The sequence below is a fragment of the Halomonas sp. 25-S5 genome (assembly GCF_029889845.1).
In the GTDB taxonomy this organism is placed as follows: domain Bacteria; phylum Pseudomonadota; class Gammaproteobacteria; order Pseudomonadales; family Halomonadaceae; genus Halomonas.
On sequence record NZ_JARANV010000001.1, the window covers coordinates 245,580 to 268,320 of the forward strand.

Sequence of the window (22,741 nt, forward strand, 5' to 3'; positions counted from 1 at the left end):
AGCACTAGCCCTCGACGGACGGCCCCGCCGAGTTGCGGGACCGTCGTCCTTCCGACGGCTGGCTCAGTCCGGCAGGCTCTCCAGGCGATGCCGCTGCCAGTCGCTCTCCGGCTCGTTGAGCCGCAGTACCGCATCGACCACCTGCTCCTCCATGTTGTAGCGCAGCTTGAAGCCCAGGTGTTTCATCAGCGCCCGCATCGGGTGGTTGTCGACCATGATCTTGCCGATCATCTCCAGGGTCCCCACGCTCCTGCAGTAGCTGATCATCTTCTTCATCAGCAGGCTGCCGATGCCCAGTCCCTGGAGGTCATCGCGGATGATGACTGAAAATTCCGTGCGAATGTTATCCGGGTCGTTCCATACGCGGGCCACCCCGAGCATCTCCTTGCTGCCGTCATCGCGGAGGTGCTCGGCGATGAAGGCCATCTGCCGGTCGTAGTTGATGTGCGAGAGATTCGACAGATCCCGCTGGGTCAGGTCGGCCTTGTTGTGGAAGTAGCGGAAACGGATACTCTCCTCGGAGAGCTGCTCGTGGAAACGGGTGATCAGCGGCGCATCCTCGGCGCGGATCGGGCGAACCTCGACCCGCCAGCCGTTGTTGAGCGTTACCCACTCGCGAAGCTCCTCGGGATAGGGCATGATCGCGAAACGCGCGGGGGTGCCGAGGTCCATGGCGAAATCCACCGCCACCACCCCATCGCGGTTGAGCAGCAGCGGATTGAGCTCCAGGCCGCGCAGCTGCGGCAGGTCGCTGGCCATCTGTGACAACTTCACCAGCAGCTCGCAGAGCCGTTCCAGGTCGCGTTCGGGATAGCTGGAGTGTTCGCGGATCAGTCGTGCGGCATGGGTGCGCCCTACCACGTCCGCGGCTAGGCTCATGTTGAGCGGTGGCAGCGCCACCTGGCGGTCGGCCAGGATATTGACCTTGTAGCCGCCGATACCGAACACGATCACCGGGCCGAAGACCGGATCACGGGTGATGCCGGCGCACAGCTGCATGGAGTGCTTGCCACGCTGCATGGCTTGCAGGCAGTACTCGCGGACCGCGATGTCCGGAAACTTCTCCTTCACTTTGTCGCCCAGACGGCCCACGGCCTCGGCGACCTGTTCCGGGCTCGCCAGGTCCTGGATCAGGCCGGCGGAGATCTTGTGCGGATGCTGGCGGTAGCGGAAGGGGCGGCAGTTGCCCTCGTGGATCACCTTGAGGGCCATGGGCCCCTCGAAGTCAGCCGCCGCCTCGGCGGCCTCCGCGGCGGTCTGGGGGTAGCGGCTCGGCGCCACCGGGAGCCCGTAGGCCTCCAGCACTCGGGCCGTCTCGGAGTGCGTCAGGCATTCGCGCCCCGCCTCGCGGGCCTCCTCGATCAGCGACCGGCAGTGCCGGCGGATCTCCGGGGTGGTGGCGAAGGGCAGGCTCGGCGGGATTTCCTGGAGCAGTGCCTGCACCCGCTGATAATCGACCATGTGCATGAAGGCCTTCACCGCCTTCTCCGGGGAGATGTAGGTGGGAATGCCGGCCAGGTTGCACTCGTGGCGCGCCGAGAGGGCCTCCTCCAGGCCCATCCAGCTGGTCAAGAGGTTGCGCCGGAAGCGCTTGCGTGCGGCGATGATCGCCTGGGCGGTCACCTTCGACGGGGCCTGGCGGGTCGGGGCATGGACGACCAGCACGGCATCCGCCCCCGGGTCGGCCGCCACGATCTCCAAGGCCTCCACGAGTCGCTCCGGCGTGGCATTGCCGCCCAGGTCCACCGGGTTCTCGCCGGGCTTGCTCATGTCGAAGCCGTCGCGGCGCAGGGCCTCGCGGGTCGCCTCGCTGAAGTGTGCCAGCTTGCCCCCGGCGTTGATCAGTTTGTCGATGGCCAGCATCGCCGGCCCCAGGCCATTGGACACGATGGCCAGGCGGTCCCCTTTCAGGGGCTTCATGCGCGAGAGTGTCTCCAGGGCATCGAACAGCTCGTCGGAATCATCGACCCTCACGACCCCCGCCCGGGCGAAGGCCGCATCGAAGACCTGGTCACGATTGGCGACACCGGGCGTCGGCGGCAGGCCGGAAATATCGGATTCCGCGGTGCGGCCGCTCTTGATGGCCAGCACCAGGCGATTGCGCGAGGCATCGCGCAGCGCGGTCATGAAATGCTGGGCATCCATGATGCGCTCGAGGTGAAGCAGGATCGCCTGGGCGGGCGAAAACTGGTTGATGTAGTCCATCAGGTCGGGCAGCAGGACGTCGACGCTATCCCCCACCGTGAGCAGGTGGGAGAAGCCGATGCCGCGGCCGGCGGCCCAGTCGATCATGGCATTGCCGAGCATTCCCGACTGGCCGAGATAGGCCACGCGACCGGCCTTCACCGGCTGGCTGGCATAGGAGGCGTTGAGCTTGCGTCCCGGGACGATCAGCCCCATGCACTCGGGCCCGAGAACGCGGATGCCCGATGCCCTGGCGGCGCCGAGCATGCGGCTACGCAGCGAGCCCTTGTCGTCACGCTCCTCGTCGAGATGGGCACCACCGGACAGCACCAGCGCGGCCTTGACGCCGAAGCGCCCGAGCGTGTCGATCAGGCCCGGTACCGTCTCCACCGGCGAGCAGATCACCGCCAGGTCCGGCACCTGGGGCAGTTGCGAGACCCGGCTGACACAGGGCATCGCGAAGACCGCGTCGTAGCCCTTGGGGTTGACCGCCCAGACGCTGCCGGCAAAGCCGCCTTCCCGGAGGTTGCGGATCACCTGGCCGCCCATGGAGTGGGGCTTCTCGGACGCCCCGATCACCGCGATGGTGCCAGGCTCGAAGAAGTGGCGCAGGAAGCGGGTGCTCAAGCAGGATCCTCCCTGAAGGGTCGTTGCCCTTCATTGTGTAAGACTTATTGACACTGGCCCGCAAGCGGGCGTCACGATTAAGGTGACCTCAGTCATTTCGGAGCCAGTGCATGATCACCGCTTACATTACTCACCCCGACTGCCACTTGCACCACATGGGCCCCGAACATCCCGAAAGCCCGCTGCGCCTGGATGCCATCCGGGCGAGGTTGATGCTGTCTGGCGTGCTGCAGCAGACCATGCAGTCCGACGCGCGAGAGGCCACCGAGGAGCAGCTGGCCCGGGTCCACCCCCTTCGCCACCTGCGGGCCCTGGACAAGTGCGTGCCGCAGCACGGCATCGTCACCCTCGACAGTGACACCATGATGAACCCGGACAGCCTCAAGGCGGCACGGGTGGCAGCGGGGGCGGTAGTGCGTGGCGTTGACCAGGTATTCCGACACCAGGCCGACAACGTCTTCTGCGCGGTGCGCCCCCCGGGGCACCATGCCGAGGCCAGCGACGCCATGGGCTTCTGCTTCTACAATAACGTGGCGGTGGGCGCGGCCCATGCCAGGGCCAAGTACGGGGCTCGCCGGATCGCCATCCTCGACTTCGACGTCCACCAGTGCAACGGCACCATCGATATCTTCAAGGATGATCCCGAGGTGCTGGTCTGCACCAGCTTCCAGTTTCCATTCTACCCCTGGCGCTACCTGCGCAGCGAATGGCACAACGTGGTCAATACGCCCTTGCCCGCCGGCACCGACAGCGCGGCCTTCCGCCAGGCGATCGAGGACGACTGGCTCCCTGCCCTGCATGCCTTCAAGCCGGAGATCGTGCTCGTCTCGGCGGGCTTCGACGCTCACCGTGATGACCCCCTGGCAGAGCTCTGCCTGGAGGACGAGGACTACCACTGGATCACCCACATGTCGCTGGAGATCGCCGCGCTCTATGCCGATGGCCGCCTGGTGTCGGTATTGGAAGGCGGCTATGACCTGGACTCCCTGGGGCGTTGTGCCGAGGCACACCTCAAGGCCCTGCTCGGGCTGCCCTTCGGCAATTGACCCGATTGTTTCTCGATGCCGGGAAACGGGTGAGCTTGCCACCGGTTACCCCGCTCTCCCGTCGCCCTTTGGCATGACGGGGGCGCTGGCGTGGGGCCGCGTGCGGAGACTGTGGTAGGCTGGGGGAAACCTCGTTTCCGATAGTGAACAGCGCATGACCGCCACCACCGATCAGGACGCCGCCCTGCGCATCGCCGCCGGCCGCAAGCCCTTCGTCGAACCGCTGCGCCTCGGCGAGCGCCTCAAGGAGATTCGCCTGGCCCACCGGTGGACGCTGGAGGACGTTAGCCAGCGTACCGGCCTGGCTCGCTCCACCCTCTCCAAGATCGAGAACGATCAGATCTCCCCCACCTTCACGGCGGTACAGAAGCTGATCAATGGCCTGGGCATCGACCTGCCCCAGCTGCTCTCGCCCCCCCGGGTCCAGCCCCTCACCCTGGGGCGACGCGACCTCACCCGCCAGGGCGAGGGCCAGCGCCACCCCACCCCGACCTACGAGCACGAGCTGCTCAGCTGCGAGCTCGCCCAGAAGCGCATGATCCCCTTCAAGACCATCGTGCGGGCGCGGGCCTTCGAGGAGTTCAGCGAATGGGTGCGCCACGACGGCGAGGAGTTCCTGATGGTGCTCGACGGCGAGATCCTGCTCTACACCGAGTACTACGAGCCGCTGGCCTTGGGCAGCGGCGACAGCATCTACTTCGACAGCGCCATGGGCCATGCCCTGGTCTCGGTCAGCGACGCCGATGCCGTGGTGCTGTCGGTCTGTACACGGGGCGACAGCAGCGCCTGAGACTCACGCCCGCGCCCGGTCCCCCGGGCGCTGCGCGGGAATGGCATCGAGCTCGAGCCGCCCCGCGCCATGGATCGCCTGGAAGTGGCGCCCCTTGGCCCGGGCGATCAGCAGCACGCCGAAGCGCTCGGCCAGCTCCACGCCCTTCTGGGTCACGCCAGACCGCGACACCAGCACCCCGATCCCCATCTGCGCCACCTTGAGCACCATCTCCGAGGTCAGCCGCCCGGTGGTGTAGAAGATGTCGGCATCGCTGCTCTCCGCCTCCGCCAGCCACTGGCGGCCGGCCAGGGTGTCCACGGCATTGTGCCGCCCCACGTCCTCGACGAAGTCCAGCACCGACGCCTGGCGACACAGCGCGCAACCATGCACGGCGCCGGCACTGCGATAGGTCTCGTTATAGGCGCCGAGGTTGTCGAGCAGCCGGTAGAGTACCGACTGGCGCATCACGGTGGCCGGCAACGGGTGCAGCGAGGTCGCCTCGAGCAGCCGGCCGAAGACCGTCCCCTGGCCGCAGCCGGTGGTCACCGTGCGCTGGCCCAACCGCTCCTCCAGGTCCTCCGGCAGGTGGCGGGTGACCACCGCGGCCGCCTCCACCTCCCAGTCCACGTGCACCGCCTGGAGGTCCCGCTGGTCGATGAGCAGCCCCTGATTGCGCAGGTAGCCGACCACCAGGGCCTCGGGGTCGGCGCCCAGGGTCATCAGGGTGACGATCTCCCGCTTGTTGAGGTAGACGGTCAGGGCCCGTTCCGCGGCGATGGCTTGCTGCTTCGCCGCGCCGAACTCGTCGAGCACCTCGATCTCCAGGGTGGCAGGCAGGCGCGCCCGGCTCAGGCTGATGTCGTGCATCCACGGCTCCTCGACACAACGTTGATTGATAATGATGGCATTGTCCTCCCCCTATTGTCTTTACTACAGGGGCACAAGGCCGGAGCACGTCACATGTCGCCAATCAGCAGCTCTCGCTCCCTCAGCTTCGATGTCGTCGGCGAGCCGCTCTCCATCAAGGGCTTCACCACGACCCGCTGGAGGATCATCGACCTCGCCCCCGGGCACGCGGGTCCCTGGACACTCGACCTGCAACTCTACATGACCGAGCGGGCCGCCTACCGTTTCAACCTGACCAGTGCCACCCCCCGCCTGTTCGTGCGGGCCGGTGAGGCTGGCGCCAGGCCGTCACCCACCGCCATCACCGCCAGCCAGGAGGTGGCCGCGGGCTGGCTCGATGGCGAGCATCGGGTGCTGGACGTCGACATGCCGCTGGCGATACAGGCCTGGCTCGAGGGCTACCTCGCCCATCATGGCGAGGCCCCGGCGGAGGGGCGCAAGAAGAAGCGCAAGGGTGCCGGGCGCGCCCGGGAGATCCAGACATGAGCCGATTCGAACGATGGTCCCGTCTCAAGCGCGGCGAGCTTCCGGCGTCACCGGAGGCGCCGTTGCCGCCACGCAGGGCCGAGGCGCAGGAGGGCGATGAGCCAGGCCGGGAGCCGCTGGAAACTGACCTTCTCGAACGGGATGCCGCGCCGTCCGGCTCTCCTGCGCCCGGCAGTCTCGATTATACCCTGCCCGACCCGGACACCCTGCCCGCCGGCAGCGACATCAAGGCCTACCTGGCCTCCGGGGTCAGTAGCGGCCTGCGCAAGCGCGCCCTGCGGCGTCTCTTTGCCGCAGACCATTACGGCATCCGTGACGGTCTCGACGACTACGACGATGACTATCGGAAGAAGCTCCAGCCCCTGGCCGGCGAGGTGGCCGAGCGGCTGCGCAGCTGGACCCGGCGGCAGCCGGACGATGACCAGGCCCCGGAAGCCCCTGCCAGCGAGACATCACGCCCCGATGCCGAGCCGGCTGCCACCGAACAGGCAGTCTCCGAACACGCAGTCTCCGAAGACGATCCGGTCATGGCCTCACCAGACTCTCCAGAGCAAGCCGAGGACAAGGGCCCCGAGGAGCTGGCGGACGACGCCGCTCGCCCGCCCGCCCGGTGCACCTTAGACCAAGGGAGCGTTTGCGCGTGGCGCCGATTCGACCAACACTGATAAATTAGCACTTCACAACAAGAACACGTTCAACCTACGCAACCCGACCGTGAGACTGCATGAACCAGCGAATCGATATCATGCCGGTGGATAACGACCGCAACCGGCAGGCGCGGGAGGCGGCCCGTCAGCGTGTCTCCTGGCCGGTCAATCTCACCCCGGCCAGTGTCGGCTACCACAGCGAGGGGCATGCCCTGGTGCTCGGCAACGAGCGCGATGTCCGGCGTGCCGCCCGGGCGCTGCACGACCGGGGCCTGCCTCTTCCGACCCTGCTCTTCACCGAACCGATGGCCGACGGCGAGACGCACGAGGACGACGAGGCGCTGTTCACCGACACCGTCGACATGACCCACCAGCGGCTATCCCGGGCCCAGTCCCGTACGCTCGAGATCGAGGGCTACCTGGGGCACTTCTCGCTCCGCCTGGCTGGCGAGGATGACACGCTCGACCTGGCACGGGCACTGGCCGATCGCGAGCACTTCGACCTGGTGCTCGACCTGGGCGAAACCCCGGTGCTGGCCCTCGAACTGCCCCCGCCCGGTTATGTCGCCCTCTCCTGGCATGACCCGCAGCGCGACGAGCAGCTGGCGGTGCTCGCCGGCCTGGTCGGCGAGTTCGACAAGCCGCGCTACTTCCAGATCGACAATGCGCTCTGCGCCCACTCTGCCAGCGGCTACACGGGCTGCACTCGCTGCCTGGAGGTCTGCCCGGCCGATGCCGTCACGAGCCACCAGGGGCGTATCGAGGCGTGGATCGAGATCGACCCCTTCCGTTGCCATGGCGTCGGCAGTTGCAGCAGCGCCTGCCCGACCGGGGCGATCCAGTTCCGCCTCCCGGAGACCGCCCGCCAGCAGGAGACCCTGCTGGCCTGGCTCGCCGCCTACCGGGACGCCGGCGGCACGGCACCGGTGGTGCGCTTCGCCGAGGCCGGCGACCTGGCCGCGGAAGGCGACGCCGCGGGCCATGTCCTCGATATTCCCCTCGAGGAGCTGGGGGCCGCCGGTCATGACCAGTGGCTGACCGCCCTGGCCGGCGGTGCCGCCGAGGTGCGCATCCAGTGCCGCCCCGGCATGCCCGACCGCCTGACGGCCTTCATCGACGATCAGCTCGCCCAGGCGCATGCACTGCTGAACGCCCTTGGCCATTCGCCGTCGCGGGTGACGCGCCTGATGGCCGGCGACGAGATTGCCCGTGACGCCCTGCCGGGCGAAGCGCCGCTGGAGGGCACTCCCCTGGCGCTCACCGGCAGCGACAAGCGCGACCGCCTCGATGGCGTGCTGGCCCATCTGGAGCGTCTCGGCACCCCCGATGGCCAGCGCCACGCGATGCCGGCCGGCGCCGCCTATGGCGGCCTGGCGGTCGACGGCGAGGCCTGCACCCTGTGCCTCTCCTGCGTGTCCAACTGCCCCACCCCGGCACTGGCCGCCGGCGACGACCGCCCCCTGCTGAGCCTGCGCGAGGCGGACTGCGTGCAGTGCGGGCTCTGCGCCGAGGCCTGCCCCGAGGATGCCATCACCCTGGTGCCCGGCTTCCTGGCCGACGCAATGCGACGCGAACGCCGGGTCCAGCACGAGGAGGCGGCCTTCCCGTGCATTCGCTGCGGCAAGCCCTTCGCCACCGCGAGTACCGTCGCCACCCTCAAGGCCAAGCTCGCCGACCATCCCTACTTCGCCGGCGATGCCCTGGCACGCCTGGAGATGTGCGAGGACTGCCGGGTCAAGGATGTCTGGCAGGCCATGGCCCGTGACCCCGAAGCGCAGCTGAAGGTATGAGCCCCATGAACGAGTTGAACGAGCGCGACGCCCTGCGAGCCGATGTCTACCGGCTGCTGGCGCGGCTGCTGCGCGAGGCTCCCGATGCCTCGTTGCTCGAGTGGCTGGCCGGGCTGGAGGTCGAGCAGGACGGCACCCTGCTCGCCGAACGCTGGGCGTCGCTGGTCGCCGCCGCGGGCGCGGCCACGGCCGAGGCCCTCCAGCGGGCTCACTTTCGTCACCTGGTCGGGGTGGTGCAGGGCGAGATCACGCCCTACGCTTCCTGGTACCGCAACGGCGAGCTGATGGACGCGGCGCTGGTCGCCCTGCGCCGTGACCTCAAGGCGCTGGGCTTCCAGCGTGCCGAGCACAGTCGGGACCCGGAGGATCACCTGGCCGCCCTCTGCGAGGTGATGGCCATGCTGATCGAGGCCCGCGCCCGGGACGAGGCACGGTTCTTCATGACGCACCTTGCGCCCTGGGCCGCGGACTGCCTGGCGGATCTCGGCCGGGTCGACACCCCCTTCCACGCGCAGCTTGGCCGGCTCGGCCAGGCCTTCATCGAGGAGGAGTCCCGGCGACTCGAGGCCGAGTCGCGCGAGGATCCCGTCAGGATCGTCGAACCCTGACGCCCCACACCGGACCGTGATGCCACCAACACAAAGACCATCACAACAAGGGCCCGGCTAGGGCCACAGACAGCATGAGTAGAGGAGACATCCCCATGCCCAACACACGCAACCCGGAGCGCCGGCGCTTCCTCAAGACGCTCGGTATCGGTACCGCCGCCGCCGGCGCGGCGGCGGCCGTCGGCCACGTGACCCTGGCCCAGGCCGACGCCAAGCCGACGACGAAGGAGGCCAAACCCTCCGGCGAGTATCGGGAAACCCCCCACATCCGTGCCTTCTACGCCACGCTGCGTGACTGACGGCCCCGAGCCAGGAGAGCGATACCATGCGTCTGACACCTAGATCCGATACCCCGAGGGCCGGTGGACTGGGCATTTCCCGCCGCCAGTTCCTCAAGCGCAGCGGGGCCACCACCGGCGGGCTGGCCGCCGCAGGCTTTATGGGCGCCCCCATGATGCAGCGCGCCGAGGCCGCCGAGAAGACTGCCATCTCCGACGCCCCGGTCGAGACCAAGCGGACCGTCTGCTCCCACTGCTCGGTGGGTTGCGGCGTCTATGCCGAGGTCCAGGAAGGCGTCTGGACCAAGCAGGAACCCGCCTTCGACCACCCCATCAACCGCGGTGCCCACTGCGCCAAGGGCGCCTCGCTGCGTCAGCACGGCCACTCGAGCCGCCGCCTCAAGTACCCCATGAAGCTGGTGGGCGGCGAGTGGCAGCGGCTGAGCTGGAATGAGGCCATCGAGGAGATCGGCAGCAAGGTGCTGGAACTGACCGAGGCGCACGGCCCGGACAGCATCTACTGGCTGGGTTCGGCCAAGTTCAACAACGAACAGGCCTACCTGATGCGCAAGTTCGCGGCCCTGGCCGGAACCAACAACACCGACCACCAGGCGCGCATCTGCCACTCCACCACCGTGGCCGGGGTCGCCAACACCTGGGGCTACGGGGCGATGACCAACTCGCTCAACGACATCCAGCACAGCAAATCGATCATGTTCATCGGCTCCAACCCGTCCGAGGCGCACCCGGTGGCCATGCAGCACATCCTGCTGGCCAAGGAAAGGAGCCAGGCGCAGATCATCGTCGTGGACCCGCGCTTCACCCGCACCGCGGCCAAGGCCGACAGCTATGTGCGGATTCGCCCCGGGTCTGACGTCGCCTTCATCTGGGGCCTGCTGTGGCACATCTTCGAGAATGGCTGGGAGGATCAGGAGTACATCGACCAGCGCGTCTACGCCATGGACGACGTGCGCGACGAGGTGGCCCAGTTCCCGCCCAGCGAGGTGGAGCGCATCACCGGCGTCTCCGAGGAGGCGATGCGTGACACCGCTCGGCGCATTTCCGAGAATCGCCCCGGCTGCGTGGTGTGGTGCATGGGCGGGACCCAGCACACCACCGGCAACAACAATACCCGTGCCTACTGCATCCTCGAGCTGGCCCTGGGCAACATCGGCAAGTCCGGCGGCGGGGCGAACATCTTCCGCGGCCACGACAACGTCCAGGGCGCCACCGACCTGGGCCTGATGTCCCACTCCCTGCCCGGCTACTACGGCCTCTCCGAGGGCGCCTGGAAGCACTGGGGCCGCGTCTGGGATCTGGACTACGAGTGGCTGAAGAGCCGTTTCGATCAGGCCGAGTACACTGACGGCCAGCCGATGTATTCCAGCGGCATCACCGTCTCGCGCTGGATCGACGGCGTGCTCGAGCAGGAGGAGGACATCTCCCAGCGTACCCGGCTCAAGGCGATGTTCTACTGGGGCCACGCGGTCAACTCCCAGACGCGCGGTCCCGAGATGCAGAAGGCCATGAAGCAGCTCGAGATGATGGTCATCGTCGACCCCTATCCCACCGTGGCGGGGGTCATGCACGACCGCCAGGACGGCGTCTACCTGCTGCCGGCGGCCACCCAGTTCGAGACCTACGGCAGCGTCACCGCCACCAACCGCTCCATCCAGTGGCGCGACCAGGTGATCGAGCCGCTGTTCGAATCCAAGCCCGACCACGAGATCATGTACCTGCTGGCCAGGAAGCTGGGCTTCGGTGAGGAGCTCGTCAAGAACTACCAGATGAATGGCGACGAACCGCTGATCGAGGACATCACCCGGGAGTTCAACGCCGGCATGTGGACGGTGGGCTACACCGGCCAGAGCCCGGAGCGCCTCAAGGCCCACCAACAGAACTGGCACACCTTCAGCTTCCGTGACCTCAAGGCCGAGGGCGGGCCCGCCGACGGCGACTACTACGGCCTGCCCTGGCCCTGCTGGGGCACCGCCGAGATGGGCCACCCCGGCACGCCGATCCTCTACGACACCAGCAAGAAGGTATCCGAGGGCGGCCTGACCTTCCGCGCCCGCTTCGGCATCGAGCGCAACGGCGAGAACCTCCTCGCCGACAGTTCGTTCAGTGAAGGCTCAGAGCTCGAGGACGGCTATCCCGAGTTCACCGACGCCATGCTCAAGGACCTCGGCTGGTGGGACGACCTGACCGAAGCGGAGAAGGCCGAGGCGGAAGGCAAGAACTGGAAGACTGACCTCTCCGGGGGCATCCAGCGGGTGGCGATCGCCCACGAGTGCGCCCCGTTCGGCAATGCCAAGGCGCGCTGCAACGTCTGGACCTTCCCCGACCCCATCCCCAAGCACCGCGAGCCGCTCTATACCAGTCGCCGCGACCTGGTGGCCGACTACCCGACCTGGGACGACGTGGCCTCCCACTACCGCCTGCCCACCCTCTACAAGACCATCCAGGACAAGGACGTCACCGGGGAGTACCCGATCATCCTCACCTCCGGGCGCCTGGTGGAGTACGAGGGCGGCGGCGAGGAGACCCGCTCCATGTCCTGGCTCGCCGAGCTGCAGCAGGAGATGTTCGTCGAGATCAATCCGGCCCTCGCCAACGACCTGGCCATCGCCGAGGGCGACATGGTGTGGGTCGAGGGCGCCGAGGGTGGCCGCGTGAAGGTCAAGGCGCTGGTCACCCCGCGGGTCGCCCGCGAGGTGGTCTTCATGCCCTTCCACTTCGGCGGCATGTTCCAGGGCGAGAGCCTGCATGACCGCTATCCGGAAGGCTCGGCACCCTATGTGCTCGGCGAGGCGGCCAACACCGCCACCACCTACGGCTATGACTCGGTGACCCAGATGCAGGAAACCAAGTGCACACTGTGTCGCATCGAGAAGGCAAGCTGAGGAGAACACCATGGCCACTATGAAGTTCATGTGCGACGCGGAGCGCTGCATCGAGTGCAACGGCTGCGTCACCGCCTGCAAGAACGCCAACGAGGTGGAATGGGGCGTCCAGCGCCGTCGCGTGGTGACCCTCAACGACGGCGAGCCCAGCGAGGTCTCCATTTCGGTGGCCTGCATGCACTGTGACGATGCGCCCTGCATCGCCGTCTGCCCCACCGAAACCCTGTTCCAGCGCGATGACGGCATCGTGCTGCACGACAAGGACCTGTGCATCGGCTGTGGCTACTGCCTCTACGCCTGTCCCTTCGGCGCCCCGCAGTTCCCGAAGCAGAACGCCTTCGGCGAGCGGGGCAAGATGGACAAGTGCACCTTCTGCGCCGGCGGTCCGGCGGAGACCAAGGAGGAGGAGTACCAGAAGTACGGGGCCAACCGCATCGCCGAGGGCAAGCTGCCGCTGTGTGCCGAGATGTGCTCGACCAAGGCACTGCTGGCCGGCGATGCCCAGGAGGTCGCCGATATCTTCCGCCAGCGGGTCGTCCAGCGGGGACACAAGGATGGCGGCTGGTCGGGGAACCCCAGGGCCGACGCCGATTCGCTGGCCTACGACGCCACCCAGCAGGGGTAAGGAGGTCATATCATGAGCAAATCCACACCCTGGCGGGCGCTGTGGCAACTGCCCCTGCTGGTGCTGGCCCTGGTGGCCAGCCTGGGGCTTGCCCAGTTCGCCCTGGCCCAGGCCGACCCCGATCGCGAGGCGGCCACGGCGGTTCCCGCCCTGGATGCCGATGCCTGGCGGCAGATCAAGAGCGGCGAGACCGGGCCCAACTACCGGGACAGCCGTTTCGACTCCAACTACAACCTGATCAACGCCAGTGGCGAGACCTGGCGGCAGCTCCGTGAGCGTTGGGTCTCCCCCTTCGGCGTGATTGTCGTGGTGGGCATGATCGTAGTGATCGCCGTCTTCTACCTGGTGGTCGGCCGCAAGAAGCTCGACGAGCCGCTAACGGGCCGCAAGCTGCTGCGCTGGTCCTTGGTGGTCAGGTCCCTGCACTGGACGGTGGCGACCCTGTTCATCCTGCTCGCCCTCACCGGACTCAACCTGGCCTATGGCAAGGCCGTCTTCCGCCCGCTGTTCGGTGACGGCTTCTGGGCGGCCATGATGTCCGGCACCAAGCTGATCCACAACTACCTGGGGCCCCTGTTCGGCGTCCTGCTGGTGATCCTGCTGCTGCGCCTGCTGGCCCACAACATTCCGCGCAAGCATGATCTGGCCTGGTTCGCCAAGGGCGGCGGCCTGGTCGGCAAGGAGCATCCGGATGCGGGCTTCGCCAATGCCGGCGAGAAGCTGTGGTACTGGCTGCTCGCCACCGCCGGCATCGCGGTGATCGCCAGCGGCCTGGTGATGGACTTTCCCAACTATGGCCAGGTCCGCGACACCATGCAGTGGGCCAACATCATCCATGCCGTGGGTGCCTTCGGCCTGACGGCGGTAGCGCTGGGCCACATCTACATCGGCACGCTCGGTACCGAGGGCTCCTTCGAGGGCATGGCCAGCGGCTATGTGGACGCGACCTGGGCCAAGGAGCATCACAACCTCTGGTACGAGGAGGTCAAGGACCAGGCCGTTCCCGAGGAGCAGCTGGCCGAGAGCCGCCCGACATCCGAGGGCGACGCACCGGCGCCGCGCTCCGGCTGAGCGTTGGCAGGGAGCCGCCCACTGACACCGCCTACGGGCGGTGTCTTTTGTTAAGCTGGTGCGACAGACGCAATCGCCACCCCGAGGAGACCTCCATGCAGCATCTCGACGACGCCACTCGCACCGAGCTTGAGGCAGCCGCCTTTCGCCGCCTGCTCCGCCACCTGGATGAGCACAAGGAGGTGCAAAACATCGACCTGATGATCCTCGCCGACTTCTGCCGCAACTGCCTCTCCAAGTGGCTGGTGGCCGCCGCCGACGAGCGCGGTGTCGACTTCGACTACGACAGCGCCCGGGAGCACGTCTACGGCATGCCGTACGCGGAGTGGAAGACCAGGTACCAGCAGGAGGCCACCCCCGAGCAGATGGCCGCCTTCGAGGCGCGCCAGGCCGCCAAGCAGGAGCAGAAGGACGGATGAGCGAGCCGATGACTCCCCTCTCCATTGCGGTGCTGACCATCACCGATACCCGCAGCGAGGAGACCGACCGCAGCGGCCAGGCACTGGTCGAGCGCCTGACCGCCGCCGGCCATCGCCTGCACGAGAAGCGCATCGTGCCCGACGACGTCTATCGCATCCGCGCCGTGGTGGCCGGCTGGATCGCCGATCCCGACGCCCAGGTGATCCTGACCACCGGCGGCACCGGCTTCACCGGCCGTGACTCCACGCCCGAGGCGATCTCGGTGCTGCTCGACAAGCAGATCGAAGGGTTCGGCGAGCTCTTCCGACACCTTTCCTGGCAGGAGATCGGCAGTTCCACCGTGCAGAGCCGCTGCCTCGGCGGACTGGCCAACGCCACCGTGGTGTTCTGCCTGCCCGGCTCCACCGGCGCCTGCCGTACCGCCTGGGACGGCATCCTGGTCGAGCAGCTCGACAGTCGGCACAAGCCCTGTAACTTCGCTAACCTGGTGATCCCCGAGCGAGGCCAGCATGGCTGAGCTGCAATCGATCGAGGTGGCACTGGCGGCGCTGCTGCGTGATGTGGCCACCACACCGCCGGAATCCCTGCCCTGTGACGAGGCGGCGGGCCGCGTGCTCGCCGAGGCCATCGAGGCCCGGCTCGACGTGCCCGCCTTCGATAACAGCGCCATGGACGGCTATGCCCTCCACCACCGGGATGCCGGCAAGTGGCTGCCCATCGCCCAGCGCATCGCCGCAGGCTCACCGGCCGCGCCCCTGGCGCCCGGCACCTGTGCGCGCATCTTCACCGGGGGCGAGATTCCCCCGGGGGCCGACTGCGTGGTGATGCAGGAGCGCGTCGAGGTGGCGGCCGGACTGGCCGCGATACCGCCCGACATCCCGGCCGGCGACAATATCCGCCGCCGCGGGCGTGACGTCGCGGCGGGCGCCCCCCTGCTGCCGGCCGGCGAGCGGCTGGAGGCCGCGGCGCTGGGCCACCTGGCCGGTCAGGGCATCACCGAGGTGGTGGTCCGACGTCGGCCGCGGGTGGCGCTGCTCTCCACCGGCGACGAGATCGTCGACCCGGGCCAACCCCTTGCCGCGGGCCAGATCTACAACTCCAACCGGGCGATGCTCAGGCGGTTGCTCGAACGCTTCGGCGCGGAACTGACGCTGGTCACCTCGATTCCCGATGACCCGGCGGGCACCCGCGAGACGTTGAGCGCCGCCGCCCAGGAGGCCGACCTGGTGATCAGCACCGGCGGCGTCAGTGTCGGCGAGGAGGATCACGTCAAGGCGGCGCTGGAGTCGCTGGGCCGGCTGGACCTGTGGCGACTGGCGATCCGACCCGGAAAGCCCCTCGCCCTGGGCCGCCTGCCGGGACCTGCGGGCCAGGACGTGCGCTTCGTCGGCCTGCCTGGCAACCCCGTCTCCTGCTTCGTCGGGGCGTGGCTGTTCCTGCGTCCGCTGCTGGGTGCCCTGCAGGGGTGCCCGGCACTCGCGCAGCTGCCCTGCCTGCGGGCCCGGGCGGATTTCTCCACGCAAACCGGCCCGCGGCGCCATTACATGCGCGTGATGCTCGAGTTCGGCAGCGACGGGATCCTGGCCCGGGCCTTCCGAGATCAGAATTCCGGCGTGCTCTCCTCCTGCATCAGCGCTGATGCGCTGGCGGTGATCCCCGCCGAGAGCCGAATCGAGCCGGGTGATCCGGTCGACTGCCTGTGGCTCAGGGTCGAGTGACCCCTCCCTGGGGTGAGGCAATCCCCAGGGCATCATTGACCGCGGGCCAGAGCCTTTCGAAGTCCACGGCGAGTCGCTCGTAGTCCTCCTCCAGCCAGGGCACCAGCTCGGCCAGGCGGTTGGGACCGGACAGCCGCCGGCCGATGCCCTCGATGGCCCGGCAGGTGAAGGCAAAATCGGCGTAGCGGTTGAGCCAATCCTGCTCCACCAGGACCGGCATCATCGCCGCCAGCCGCGCCGGGGCGGGTTGCGTCCCCAGTACCCGGTAGCAGCGATGAACCAGCCGGCGCCGCTCATCGCCAGGAAGCGACCGAGCCGCGAAGTGGTCCCAGACCAGGTCCAGGGCGATGCCGGCATAGCGGCGTTGCCTGCGAGGGGATCGTGCGAGCACGCCCGAGACCACCGGATGGCCATCGACGAAGGCGTCTACCCGCCGATGGTGGCGCATGCCGGCGGCCTGCTCGGCATTCCAGGCCGACAGGTCCGAGCCCTTGACCCCATCGGCGATCAGGTTGCCGTAGAGGAAGTCATCGTGGCCGCCCCGGGCGAGCCAGCCATGCGCAAGGAAGTTCATGATCGGCGGGTCACAGGCAATGGGTGGGCTTGGGCAGGCCGGCCAGGCGGGCGGCGACCTTGGCCGGGCTGCCCGGGAAGAGTCGCATCAGGTGGATGGAGCGCCCCTTCTCGGGGCCAAGGGCCCGCCCCACCGCCTTGACCAGGGGGCGCATGGCGGGCGCCATCTCATAGCGCGCATAGAAGTCGCGCAGCACCTGGAGGATCTCCCATTGCTCCGGTGTCAGTTCAATGCCCTCTTCTTGCGCCAGGGCCTCGGCGACCTCCGGCGACCAGTCATTCATGTCGACGAGATAGCCTTCCGGATCCAGGCCATATCGCCGTGATCCAACAGGAAGATAACGGTATATTTCTGTCGTTGCCATCAGTACCAGCTCACCGTACGCTCGGCTTCCTCGGTCAGCTCCACGAAACCATCCACATCGACCACCTGCACGCTGGCATCGCAGCGCCCCAGCAGCCCGCGGGACTCCAGGTCCTCCTTCAGGGCAAACAGGCGACCCTCCAGGCCCGTGTAATACCGCACCAGCTGAGGGAGCGCCCCCTGGACCCCATCCTCGATCAACAGCAGGCGATCGTCCGGCGACATGCCGGCCAGGGCCTGCTGATAGACCCGGCTGGTCGCCGGAGAACGGTTCACGACATGCAGCAGCATTGGCGCACTCCTTGCGACAGGCTAGAAGGTCAACACCAGGCGATGTCCGCAGAGGACACGCGCCAGTGCCATGGGCGACAAACACGCCACCTCGAGCATCAAGTCGTCGCTCGAGAGGCCGAGACACGATAGCCCCTGCTCTTCCACCAGCAGGGTCTCGATATCATACATCTCCAGCATCTCCAGCGTTGCGGCCGTGCCCTTCTGCCCCAGGGGGCCCACCTGCTGCCCCGGCAGCAGTGCCGTCACCCCCTCGCCCATGAACAGCAGGGAGACGCGGCGCCCGAAGGCGGCGGCGACCAGGGCGGCATCCAGGCCCTCCCTCAGCCAGCTGCTGCCGTGGGGACCGTGGCGCAGGATGACCAGCAGGTCACTGTCGTCGTGGTGTTCTTGCATCGGGACTCCGTCGAATGCCCTCAGGGGCCGAAGGTGACCAGGCGGTCGCAGCGGGTGCCGAGATCGACCAGTTGGCCCAGCCCGGTCAGCTCGAAGGGCGCCTGAACGCTGACGCCGTCCTTGCCATGCCTTGCCGCTTCCCGTTCGTCCAGCAGGCCGCGGCGCAGCGCGGCGGCGATGCAGACCTGCAACGCGACCCGATGCTCGTTGGCGAGCGCCGCCCATGCATCGACCAGGTGTGGCTCGTCCTGGGGGGGAGCGGCCAGCCGGGCGGCATTGTGCACCCCATCATGGTAGAAGAACACCGCCTCGAGACGGTGGCCCCGTGCCACCAGGGCACGGGCGAAGCGCAGGGCGGAGTGGCTCGCCTGGTCACTGTAGGGGGCACCCATCAGCAGGATGGCATAGCGCATGGGGGTCCTCCTGAAACAGCCTGGCCCCGCCGGAAGGCGGGGCCAGGGATCCGTGATGTGGCGGTGGCCGTCAGTCCTGGCTCATGATCCCCAGGATGGAGAGCAGGCTGATGAACAGGTTGTAGATCGAGACGTAGAGGGTAATGGTGGCGAGGATGTAGTTGGTCTCGCCGGCCCGATGGATAATCTCGCTGGTCTGGTAGAGGATCGCGGCCGAGGCAAACAGCACGAAGCCAGCCGAGACCATCAGCGACAGTGCGGGGATCTGCAGGAAGATGCCCGCCACCATGGCAATGATCAGCACGATGGCACCGGCCATCAGGAAGTTCGCCAGGAAGCTGAAGTCCTTGCGCGTGATCAGCGCCACGACCGAGAGGCCGACGAAGGTCACCCCGGTCATGCCCAGCGCGGTCATGATCAGCTGGGCACCGTTGGGCAGGGTGAGGTAGGCGCTGAGGATCGGCCCCAGGGTGAAGCCCATGAAGCCGGTGAAGGCGAAGGTGGAAAGCAGGCCGAGCGCCGAGTTGGCGGTCTTGTGCACCAGGAACATCAGGCCATAGGCGCCGATGAAGAACACCAGGATGTTCATTCTCTCGATGCCCATCGACATGGCGGCACCGGCCGTCACGGCGGAGAACAGCAGGGTCATCGCCAGCAGGCCATAGGTATTGCGCAGGACCTTGCTGGTACCGACGGCCTGGGTCTGCTGCCGTGTCATCTGCGTGTCTTGGTAAGCCATGGATCCGAAGCTCCCTGTGTGGTTGATCTAGTCACTTGACCTAGCATGCCGCCAGAAGGTTCCCGACGCAAGAGACTGGCTAGTCTGGCTTCAACGCGCTTTCTGCGGACATCGCCTCGGCCAGCACCCGGCGCGCCACGCGAGCGGCCGAGTCACAGACCTCCCCATCGTCCTGCTCGAGTGCCGCGAGGTCCATCCAGCGCAGCTCGGTGGCATCGTCGGCAGCCGCCTCCACCCCGCCCTGCCACTCAAGCTGCACCACCACGATGACGAAATGCATCCTCAGCAAGCCCGCCTCGTCGTGGTCGAACAGGTCGATGGCTGTCAGGATGCGTCGGGGCGCCGCGAGCACACCGGTCTCTTCCATCAACTCCCTCGCCGCCGCCTGCTGGAGACTCTCGCCCGCCTCCACCTTGCCGCCGGGCAGGGCCAGCATACCCACGCTGGGCGGGTTGCGTCGTCGCACCATGAGGATGCGGTCACCCTTGATCACGGCGGCCGAGACGGCAGGGACCGGACGAACCCCGGCGCTCACTGTGGGCTCAAGCATGATGCTCTCCTGCCGTTACTGATTTCTTCATTGTGCCTCACCTCGCCATGAGAGGCCTAACATCTTGATCCCTAGGCGCTCTTGACCCGGCGGGGAAAGCTGGTAGTATACCCACCGGTAAGCCGGAGGGATGGCAGAGCGGTTGAATGCACCGGTCTTGAAAACCGGCGAAGGTGAGAGCCTTCCCAGGGTTCGAATCCCTGTCCCTCCGCCACTTCTTATTAAGAATCAGGCGCCTACGGGCGCCTTTTTCATGGGGCGGACATCCTGCCCATTACCCGGGCAACGCTTGTCATTGTCGTCGCCCTCCTCACCTCAGCAACTCGCGTGCATCGACCAGCGTCAGGCGGCCGGTGCTGAAGGCGCCGGTGTCGAGGTAATGGACGTTGCCCAGGGTCAGCGGCCGCTCCACGATGGTGTGGCCGACGACGACGGCGTCGATCCCCGCCACCGGCGTCGCGTCGCCCCGCTGGATACGCGAGCGCCCCCAGACCAGCGTTTGCGGGTCGGCCGCCTCGATACACGTCCAGTCGGCCGGCGGCTCGGCGTGCACCATGCCGACGCGCTTGCCCATGACCGCGACCTCGCGCGCCAGGGGCAGATGGCGAAGCGCCGCCTGCAGGACCCTTCGCGTCTCGCTCACGCCGCTCTCGACGACCCAGCCACCGCCATTGATCATCCACAACGCCCAGGCACTGCTGCCCTCGCCGTCCCACAGCGCGTTGTGGGCCAGTTCCTCATGGTTGCCGCGCACGGCGTGACACCACGGCATGAAGGCGAGCTTCAGACAGTCGAGCGAATCAGCACCTCGGTCGATGAGGTCGCCAACGCAGAACAGACGGTCCTCCGAGTGGCTGAAGGCGACGCCCTGCAAGGCTTCCTGCAGCAGGCGGTACTGGCCGTGAATGTCACCCACGAAGAAATCGCGGCCCCTGATGTTCGCTGCGTGCTTGGTCAGCATGGTACGACCTCCTTCCCCCGACGACGGCGACCAGGTCATATGTCATGATGGCAGGCCCTATTTCCCAGAAGGGCGAGCGGCTTAGCCACATGGCACTGAAGGCAATGATCCACAAGGTCCAGTTGCAGATCGCCGACATGGACCGGCACTACTATGCAGACCACACCCTGACCGTGGCTCGCCATCCGTCGGAAACCGATGCGCGCATGATGGCCAGGCTGCTGGCCTTCGCCCTGAACGCCGATGAGTCGCTCGCCTTCGGGCGTGGCGTGAGCACCGAGAACGAACCCGACCTCTGGCGCAAGGACCTGACCGGCGACATCGAGCTCTGGATCCAGCTGGGCCAGCCCGACGAGAAGTCCGTTCGCCGCGCCTGTGCCCGCGCCAAGCGAGTGGTTCTGTATACCTACAGCGGCCAAGGCGCCGCGATCTGGTGGGACTCGCTTGCTGGCAAGCTCGCCACCCTCGACAACCTGACGGTGGTCGACGTCTCACCGGTATCGGTCGAGGCGCTGAGCGGGCTGGCGGCGAAAAGCATGACGCTAAGCTGCATCATCGAGGATGGCGGTGTCTGGCTGACCAGTCCAGAGCGAGGGGCTGTCGAGGTGCAACTCGAGGTGCTCAAGGACGCGCGCGCCGGTTGATGCCCGGGATGGCCACGGGTCAGTAGAGCCTGAGCCCCACACGGGTGACCTTGTTGCCGTCCATCTCGCTGACCACCCAGTGGATGCCGTGCCAGTCCACGTCATCGCCCACCACCGGGTGACCACCGACCCGCAGGGAGATGAACTCGGCCAGCGTCATGTCCTGCTCGCCGGGGCTCAGCGTCAGGCCATAGGCATCGGCGATGTCGCGCATCTGGGCCTCGCCGTCGAAGGTGAAGGTACCGAAGAAGGCCCGCTCGCGCTTGAGCTTGGCATCCCCGTTGAACAGGCGGTTGAGCGCCGGCAGATCGTCGGTGCGACCGATCACGCAGATCACGTCACCCAGCCGCAGCCGGGTGCTGCCCTTGGGGTGCAGCATGGCATGCTCGCGGAAGAGCGCCGAGATCAGCGCCCCGGAGGGAAAGCGCAGCAGCCGGATCGGCACGTCCTCGAGGTCGGCGTTCTCGACCTCGTAGACGAACATCTCGTAGTCGTTCTCGGGCAGGATGCCCAGTGGCCCGCGCCGGTTAGGCGTCACGCTGGGTGGCAGCTCGACCCTCATGCGACGCGCCATCCACGGCAGAGTGCCGCCCTGGATCAGCAGCGACAGCAGCACCACGGCGAAGGCGACGTTGAAGTAGAGCGAGGCATTCTCCACCCCGCCGATGACCGGGAAGATCGCCAGCACGATGGGGACCGCCCCGCGCAGGCCCACCCAGGCGATGAAGCCGGTCTCCCGCCAGCGGAACTTGAAGAAGGGCTTGACGGCGACCAGCACCGCCAGCGGCCTGGCGACGAAGATCAGCGCCAGGGCCACCAGCAGTGCCGGCAGCGCGTAATCCAGCATCTCGCTGGGGGTGACCAGCAGGCCCAGCACCAGGAAGAGGCCGATCTGGGAGAGCCAGGCCAGGCCATCGTGTACCGGCAGAATGAAGGCGAGGTGGCGCCCCGGCCGGTTGCCGATCATCAGGCCGGCCAGGTAAATGGCCAGGAAGCCACTGCCGCCCAGCGCACTGGTCAGGCCGAAGATGCAGAAACCCAGGCCCAGTGCCAGCAGCGAATAGAGCCCCGGGGCCAAGTCCAGCCAGCTGAGCAGGCGCGCACTCAGCCAGCCGAAGCCCACGCCGATGACGATGCCCAGGCCGAACTGCTGCACGAGGAACAGCAGGGTCTCGCCTACCCCGCCGATATCGCCGACCAGCACGTCCACCAGCATCACCGTGAGAAATATCGCCATGGGATCGTTGGTCCCGGACTCGATCTCCAGCGTCGCCCCGACCCGCTCGTTGAGATTGACGCCCCGGCCACTGAGCATGGAGAACACCGCCGCGGCATCGGTGGAGCCCACGATGGCCCCCACCAACAGCCCCTGCACCAGGCTCAGGTCGAACAGCCACATGGCAAACACGCCCACCAGCGAGCTGGTGATGAAGACCCCCAGGGTGGCCAGGGAAAGCGCCGGCCGGAAGCCGACGCGGAAGGTCTTGAGGCGAGTTCTCAGGCCACCGTCGAGCAGGATCATGGCGAGCGCCAGGTGGCCGATCAGAAACGCCAGCGAATAGTCATCGAACTGGATGCCGAGCAGGCCCTCCTCCCCGGCCAGCATGCCCAGGCCCAGGAAAATCAGCAGCAGGGGGACCCCGGCCATCGAGGAGAGCCGGCTGGCAAGAATGCTCAGGGCCAGCAGGAAGCCGCTGAGCAGGAAGAGGGTATTGATCGAATCCATGGC

General features: G+C 67.4%; 25 protein-coding genes and 1 tRNA gene. 15 read left to right on the forward strand and 11 right to left on the reverse strand.

The window, feature by feature from the left end; genetic code table 11:
- Nucleotides 1-63: 63 nt before the first annotated feature.
- Nucleotides 64-2,811, reverse strand: a complete 2,748-nt coding sequence (locus OP498_RS01130; RefSeq protein WP_280545827.1) for a bifunctional acetate--CoA ligase family protein/GNAT family N-acetyltransferase — start codon at nt 2,809-2,811, stop codon at nt 64-66.
- 110 nt (nt 2,812-2,921) lie between these two features.
- On the opposite strand from OP498_RS01130, the gene OP498_RS01135 reads away from it, so the two are divergent.
- Nucleotides 2,922-3,857 carry a histone deacetylase family protein gene (locus tag OP498_RS01135; RefSeq protein WP_280545825.1) on the forward strand — a complete coding sequence of 312 codons (936 nt, stop codon included), beginning with the start codon at nt 2,922-2,924 and terminating at the stop codon, nt 3,855-3,857.
- Nucleotides 3,858-4,011: 154 nt separating this feature from the next.
- Nucleotides 4,012-4,647 (forward strand): XRE family transcriptional regulator, encoded by a 636-nt coding sequence (locus tag OP498_RS01140; RefSeq protein ID WP_280545824.1) that lies wholly within the window; start codon nt 4,012-4,014, stop codon nt 4,645-4,647.
- A 3-nt stretch (nt 4,648-4,650) separates the two neighbouring features.
- On the opposite strand, the gene OP498_RS01145 is transcribed toward OP498_RS01140, so the two are convergent.
- Nucleotides 4,651-5,496 carry a formate dehydrogenase accessory sulfurtransferase FdhD gene (locus tag OP498_RS01145; protein WP_280545823.1) on the reverse strand — a complete coding sequence of 282 codons (846 nt, stop codon included), beginning with the start codon at nt 5,494-5,496 and terminating at the stop codon, nt 4,651-4,653.
- A 93-nt stretch (nt 5,497-5,589) separates the two neighbouring features.
- On the opposite strand from OP498_RS01145, the gene OP498_RS01150 reads away from it, so the two are divergent.
- The 11 genes from OP498_RS01150 (at nt 5,590) to glp (ending at nt 16,081) form a co-directional block, all read left to right on the forward strand.
- A complete protein-coding gene (locus OP498_RS01150) occupies nt 5,590-6,021 on the forward strand; it encodes a DUF3305 domain-containing protein (RefSeq protein WP_280545821.1) in 432 nt (143 codons plus the stop codon).
- Nucleotides 6,018-6,686 (forward strand): DUF3306 domain-containing protein, encoded by a 669-nt coding sequence (locus OP498_RS01155; RefSeq protein WP_280545820.1) that lies wholly within the window; start codon nt 6,018-6,020, stop codon nt 6,684-6,686. Before OP498_RS01150 ends, OP498_RS01155 begins: the two co-directional genes overlap by 4 nt.
- Nucleotides 6,687-6,745: 59 nt before the next feature.
- The gene (locus tag OP498_RS01160) at nt 6,746-8,458 is read left to right on the forward strand and encodes a 4Fe-4S binding protein (RefSeq protein ID WP_280545819.1); all 1,713 of its coding nucleotides are present in this window, start codon (nt 6,746-6,748) and stop codon (nt 8,456-8,458) included.
- A 5-nt stretch (nt 8,459-8,463) separates the two neighbouring features.
- Nucleotides 8,464-9,066 (forward strand): molecular chaperone TorD family protein, encoded by a 603-nt coding sequence (locus tag OP498_RS01165; protein ID WP_280545818.1) that lies wholly within the window; start codon nt 8,464-8,466, stop codon nt 9,064-9,066.
- A gap of 95 nt (nt 9,067-9,161) precedes the next feature.
- Complete coding sequence (locus OP498_RS01170; protein ID WP_280545817.1) at nt 9,162-9,365, forward strand: twin-arginine translocation signal domain-containing protein; 204 nt, start codon at nt 9,162-9,164, stop codon at nt 9,363-9,365.
- A 26-nt stretch (nt 9,366-9,391) separates the two neighbouring features.
- Nucleotides 9,392-12,247, forward strand: a complete 2,856-nt coding sequence (locus tag OP498_RS01175; RefSeq protein WP_280545816.1) for a molybdopterin-dependent oxidoreductase — start codon at nt 9,392-9,394, stop codon at nt 12,245-12,247.
- Between the two features lie 10 nt (nt 12,248-12,257).
- Nucleotides 12,258-12,872: a formate dehydrogenase FDH3 subunit beta gene (gene fdh3B / locus OP498_RS01180; protein ID WP_106231288.1), complete on the forward strand. Its 615-nt coding sequence runs from the start codon at nt 12,258-12,260 to the stop codon at nt 12,870-12,872.
- A gap of 12 nt (nt 12,873-12,884) precedes the next feature.
- Nucleotides 12,885-13,943: a formate dehydrogenase subunit gamma gene (locus tag OP498_RS01185; RefSeq protein WP_280545814.1), complete on the forward strand. Its 1,059-nt coding sequence runs from the start codon at nt 12,885-12,887 to the stop codon at nt 13,941-13,943.
- A 95-nt stretch (nt 13,944-14,038) separates the two neighbouring features.
- Nucleotides 14,039-14,362, forward strand: coding sequence for a DUF1244 domain-containing protein (locus OP498_RS01190; RefSeq protein ID WP_280545813.1), 324 nt, complete (start codon nt 14,039-14,041; stop codon nt 14,360-14,362).
- A complete protein-coding gene (moaB, locus tag OP498_RS01195) occupies nt 14,359-14,880 on the forward strand; it encodes a molybdenum cofactor biosynthesis protein B (protein ID WP_280545811.1) in 522 nt (173 codons plus the stop codon). Before OP498_RS01190 ends, moaB begins: the two co-directional genes overlap by 4 nt.
- Nucleotides 14,873-16,081, forward strand: a complete 1,209-nt coding sequence (gene glp / locus OP498_RS01200; protein WP_280545810.1) for a gephyrin-like molybdotransferase Glp — start codon at nt 14,873-14,875, stop codon at nt 16,079-16,081. Before moaB ends, glp begins: the two co-directional genes overlap by 8 nt.
- Here glp and OP498_RS01205 read toward each other — a convergent pair.
- The 7 genes from OP498_RS01205 to OP498_RS01235 form a co-directional block, all read right to left on the reverse strand.
- Entirely contained in the window at nt 16,068-16,655 is a 588-nt protein-coding gene (locus OP498_RS01205) for an ACP phosphodiesterase (protein ID WP_280545808.1), read from the reverse strand. The genes glp and OP498_RS01205 overlap by 14 nt on opposite strands.
- Before the next feature lie 10 nt (nt 16,656-16,665).
- On the reverse strand, nt 16,666-17,019 hold the full coding sequence (locus tag OP498_RS01210) for a TusE/DsrC/DsvC family sulfur relay protein (protein ID WP_280545805.1): 354 nt from the start codon (nt 17,017-17,019) through the stop codon (nt 16,666-16,668).
- Nucleotides 17,019-17,309: a sulfurtransferase complex subunit TusB gene (gene tusB, locus OP498_RS01215; RefSeq protein WP_280545804.1), complete on the reverse strand. Its 291-nt coding sequence runs from the start codon at nt 17,307-17,309 to the stop codon at nt 17,019-17,021. The genes OP498_RS01210 and tusB overlap by 1 nt, the downstream gene beginning before the upstream one ends.
- Nucleotides 17,310-17,330: 21 nt before the next feature.
- Complete coding sequence (tusC, locus tag OP498_RS01220) at nt 17,331-17,705, reverse strand: sulfurtransferase complex subunit TusC (RefSeq protein WP_280545803.1); 375 nt, start codon at nt 17,703-17,705, stop codon at nt 17,331-17,333.
- Between the two features lie 20 nt (nt 17,706-17,725).
- Nucleotides 17,726-18,118 (reverse strand): sulfurtransferase complex subunit TusD, encoded by a 393-nt coding sequence (tusD, locus tag OP498_RS01225; protein WP_280545802.1) that lies wholly within the window; start codon nt 18,116-18,118, stop codon nt 17,726-17,728.
- 70 nt (nt 18,119-18,188) lie between these two features.
- Entirely contained in the window at nt 18,189-18,857 is a 669-nt protein-coding gene (locus OP498_RS01230; RefSeq protein WP_280545801.1) for a Bax inhibitor-1/YccA family protein, read from the reverse strand.
- Nucleotides 18,858-18,936: 79 nt separating this feature from the next.
- Nucleotides 18,937-19,407 (reverse strand): NUDIX hydrolase, encoded by a 471-nt coding sequence (locus OP498_RS01235; protein ID WP_280545800.1) that lies wholly within the window; start codon nt 19,405-19,407, stop codon nt 18,937-18,939.
- 124 nt (nt 19,408-19,531) lie between these two features.
- On the opposite strand from OP498_RS01235, the gene OP498_RS01240 reads away from it, so the two are divergent.
- Nucleotides 19,532-19,621 (forward strand) — tRNA-Ser (locus OP498_RS01240).
- 96 nt (nt 19,622-19,717) lie between these two features.
- Here OP498_RS01240 and OP498_RS01245 read toward each other — a convergent pair.
- Nucleotides 19,718-20,368, reverse strand: a complete 651-nt coding sequence (locus OP498_RS01245) for a metallophosphoesterase (protein ID WP_280545799.1) — start codon at nt 20,366-20,368, stop codon at nt 19,718-19,720.
- Nucleotides 20,369-20,457: 89 nt separating this feature from the next.
- Here OP498_RS01245 and OP498_RS01250 point away from each other — a divergent pair, with 89 nt between their 5' ends.
- A complete protein-coding gene (locus OP498_RS01250) occupies nt 20,458-21,012 on the forward strand; it encodes a YaeQ family protein (protein ID WP_280545798.1) in 555 nt (184 codons plus the stop codon).
- Between the two features lie 19 nt (nt 21,013-21,031).
- On the opposite strand, the gene OP498_RS01255 is transcribed toward OP498_RS01250, so the two are convergent.
- Nucleotides 21,032-22,738 (reverse strand): potassium/proton antiporter, encoded by a 1,707-nt coding sequence (locus tag OP498_RS01255; RefSeq protein WP_280545797.1) that lies wholly within the window; start codon nt 22,736-22,738, stop codon nt 21,032-21,034.
- Nucleotides 22,739-22,741 lie beyond the last annotated feature (3 nt).

Excerpts from the sequence above, each read along its gene's own strand:
- glp (WP_280545810.1), top strand. The coding sequence starts at position 14,873 with ATGGCTGAGCTGCAATCGATCGAGGTGGCACTGGCGGCGCTGCTGCGT.
- OP498_RS01250 (WP_280545798.1), top strand. The coding sequence starts at position 20,458 with ATGGCACTGAAGGCAATGATCCACAAGGTCCAGTTGCAGATCGCCGAC.
- OP498_RS01210 (WP_280545805.1), bottom strand. The coding sequence starts at position 17,019 with ATGGCAACGACAGAAATATACCGTTATCTTCCTGTTGGATCACGGCGA.
- OP498_RS01150 (WP_280545821.1), top strand. The coding sequence starts at position 5,590 with ATGTCGCCAATCAGCAGCTCTCGCTCCCTCAGCTTCGATGTCGTCGGC.
- OP498_RS01170 (WP_280545817.1), top strand. The coding sequence starts at position 9,162 with ATGCCCAACACACGCAACCCGGAGCGCCGGCGCTTCCTCAAGACGCTC.
- OP498_RS01235 (WP_280545800.1), bottom strand. The coding sequence starts at position 19,407 with ATGCTTGAGCCCACAGTGAGCGCCGGGGTTCGTCCGGTCCCTGCCGTC.
- OP498_RS01185 (WP_280545814.1), top strand. The coding sequence starts at position 12,885 with ATGAGCAAATCCACACCCTGGCGGGCGCTGTGGCAACTGCCCCTGCTG.
- fdh3B (WP_106231288.1), top strand. The coding sequence starts at position 12,258 with ATGGCCACTATGAAGTTCATGTGCGACGCGGAGCGCTGCATCGAGTGC.
- tusD (WP_280545802.1), bottom strand. The coding sequence starts at position 18,118 with ATGCGCTATGCCATCCTGCTGATGGGTGCCCCCTACAGTGACCAGGCG.
- OP498_RS01245 (WP_280545799.1), bottom strand. The coding sequence starts at position 20,368 with ATGCTGACCAAGCACGCAGCGAACATCAGGGGCCGCGATTTCTTCGTG.
- OP498_RS01165 (WP_280545818.1), top strand. The coding sequence starts at position 8,464 with ATGAACGAGTTGAACGAGCGCGACGCCCTGCGAGCCGATGTCTACCGG.
- OP498_RS01205 (WP_280545808.1), bottom strand. The coding sequence starts at position 16,655 with ATGAACTTCCTTGCGCATGGCTGGCTCGCCCGGGGCGGCCACGATGAC.
- OP498_RS01140 (WP_280545824.1), top strand. The coding sequence starts at position 4,012 with ATGACCGCCACCACCGATCAGGACGCCGCCCTGCGCATCGCCGCCGGC.
- OP498_RS01190 (WP_280545813.1), top strand. The coding sequence starts at position 14,039 with ATGCAGCATCTCGACGACGCCACTCGCACCGAGCTTGAGGCAGCCGCC.
- OP498_RS01255 (WP_280545797.1), bottom strand. The coding sequence starts at position 22,738 with ATGGATTCGATCAATACCCTCTTCCTGCTCAGCGGCTTCCTGCTGGCC.
- OP498_RS01175 (WP_280545816.1), top strand. The coding sequence starts at position 9,392 with ATGCGTCTGACACCTAGATCCGATACCCCGAGGGCCGGTGGACTGGGC.
- tusB (WP_280545804.1), bottom strand. The coding sequence starts at position 17,309 with ATGCTGCTGCATGTCGTGAACCGTTCTCCGGCGACCAGCCGGGTCTAT.
- OP498_RS01145 (WP_280545823.1), bottom strand. The coding sequence starts at position 5,496 with ATGCACGACATCAGCCTGAGCCGGGCGCGCCTGCCTGCCACCCTGGAG.
- OP498_RS01230 (WP_280545801.1), bottom strand. The coding sequence starts at position 18,857 with ATGGCTTACCAAGACACGCAGATGACACGGCAGCAGACCCAGGCCGTC.
- OP498_RS01135 (WP_280545825.1), top strand. The coding sequence starts at position 2,922 with ATGATCACCGCTTACATTACTCACCCCGACTGCCACTTGCACCACATG.
- OP498_RS01160 (WP_280545819.1), top strand. The coding sequence starts at position 6,746 with ATGAACCAGCGAATCGATATCATGCCGGTGGATAACGACCGCAACCGG.
- moaB (WP_280545811.1), top strand. The coding sequence starts at position 14,359 with ATGAGCGAGCCGATGACTCCCCTCTCCATTGCGGTGCTGACCATCACC.
- tusC (WP_280545803.1), bottom strand. The coding sequence starts at position 17,705 with ATGCAAGAACACCACGACGACAGTGACCTGCTGGTCATCCTGCGCCAC.
- OP498_RS01155 (WP_280545820.1), top strand. The coding sequence starts at position 6,018 with ATGAGCCGATTCGAACGATGGTCCCGTCTCAAGCGCGGCGAGCTTCCG.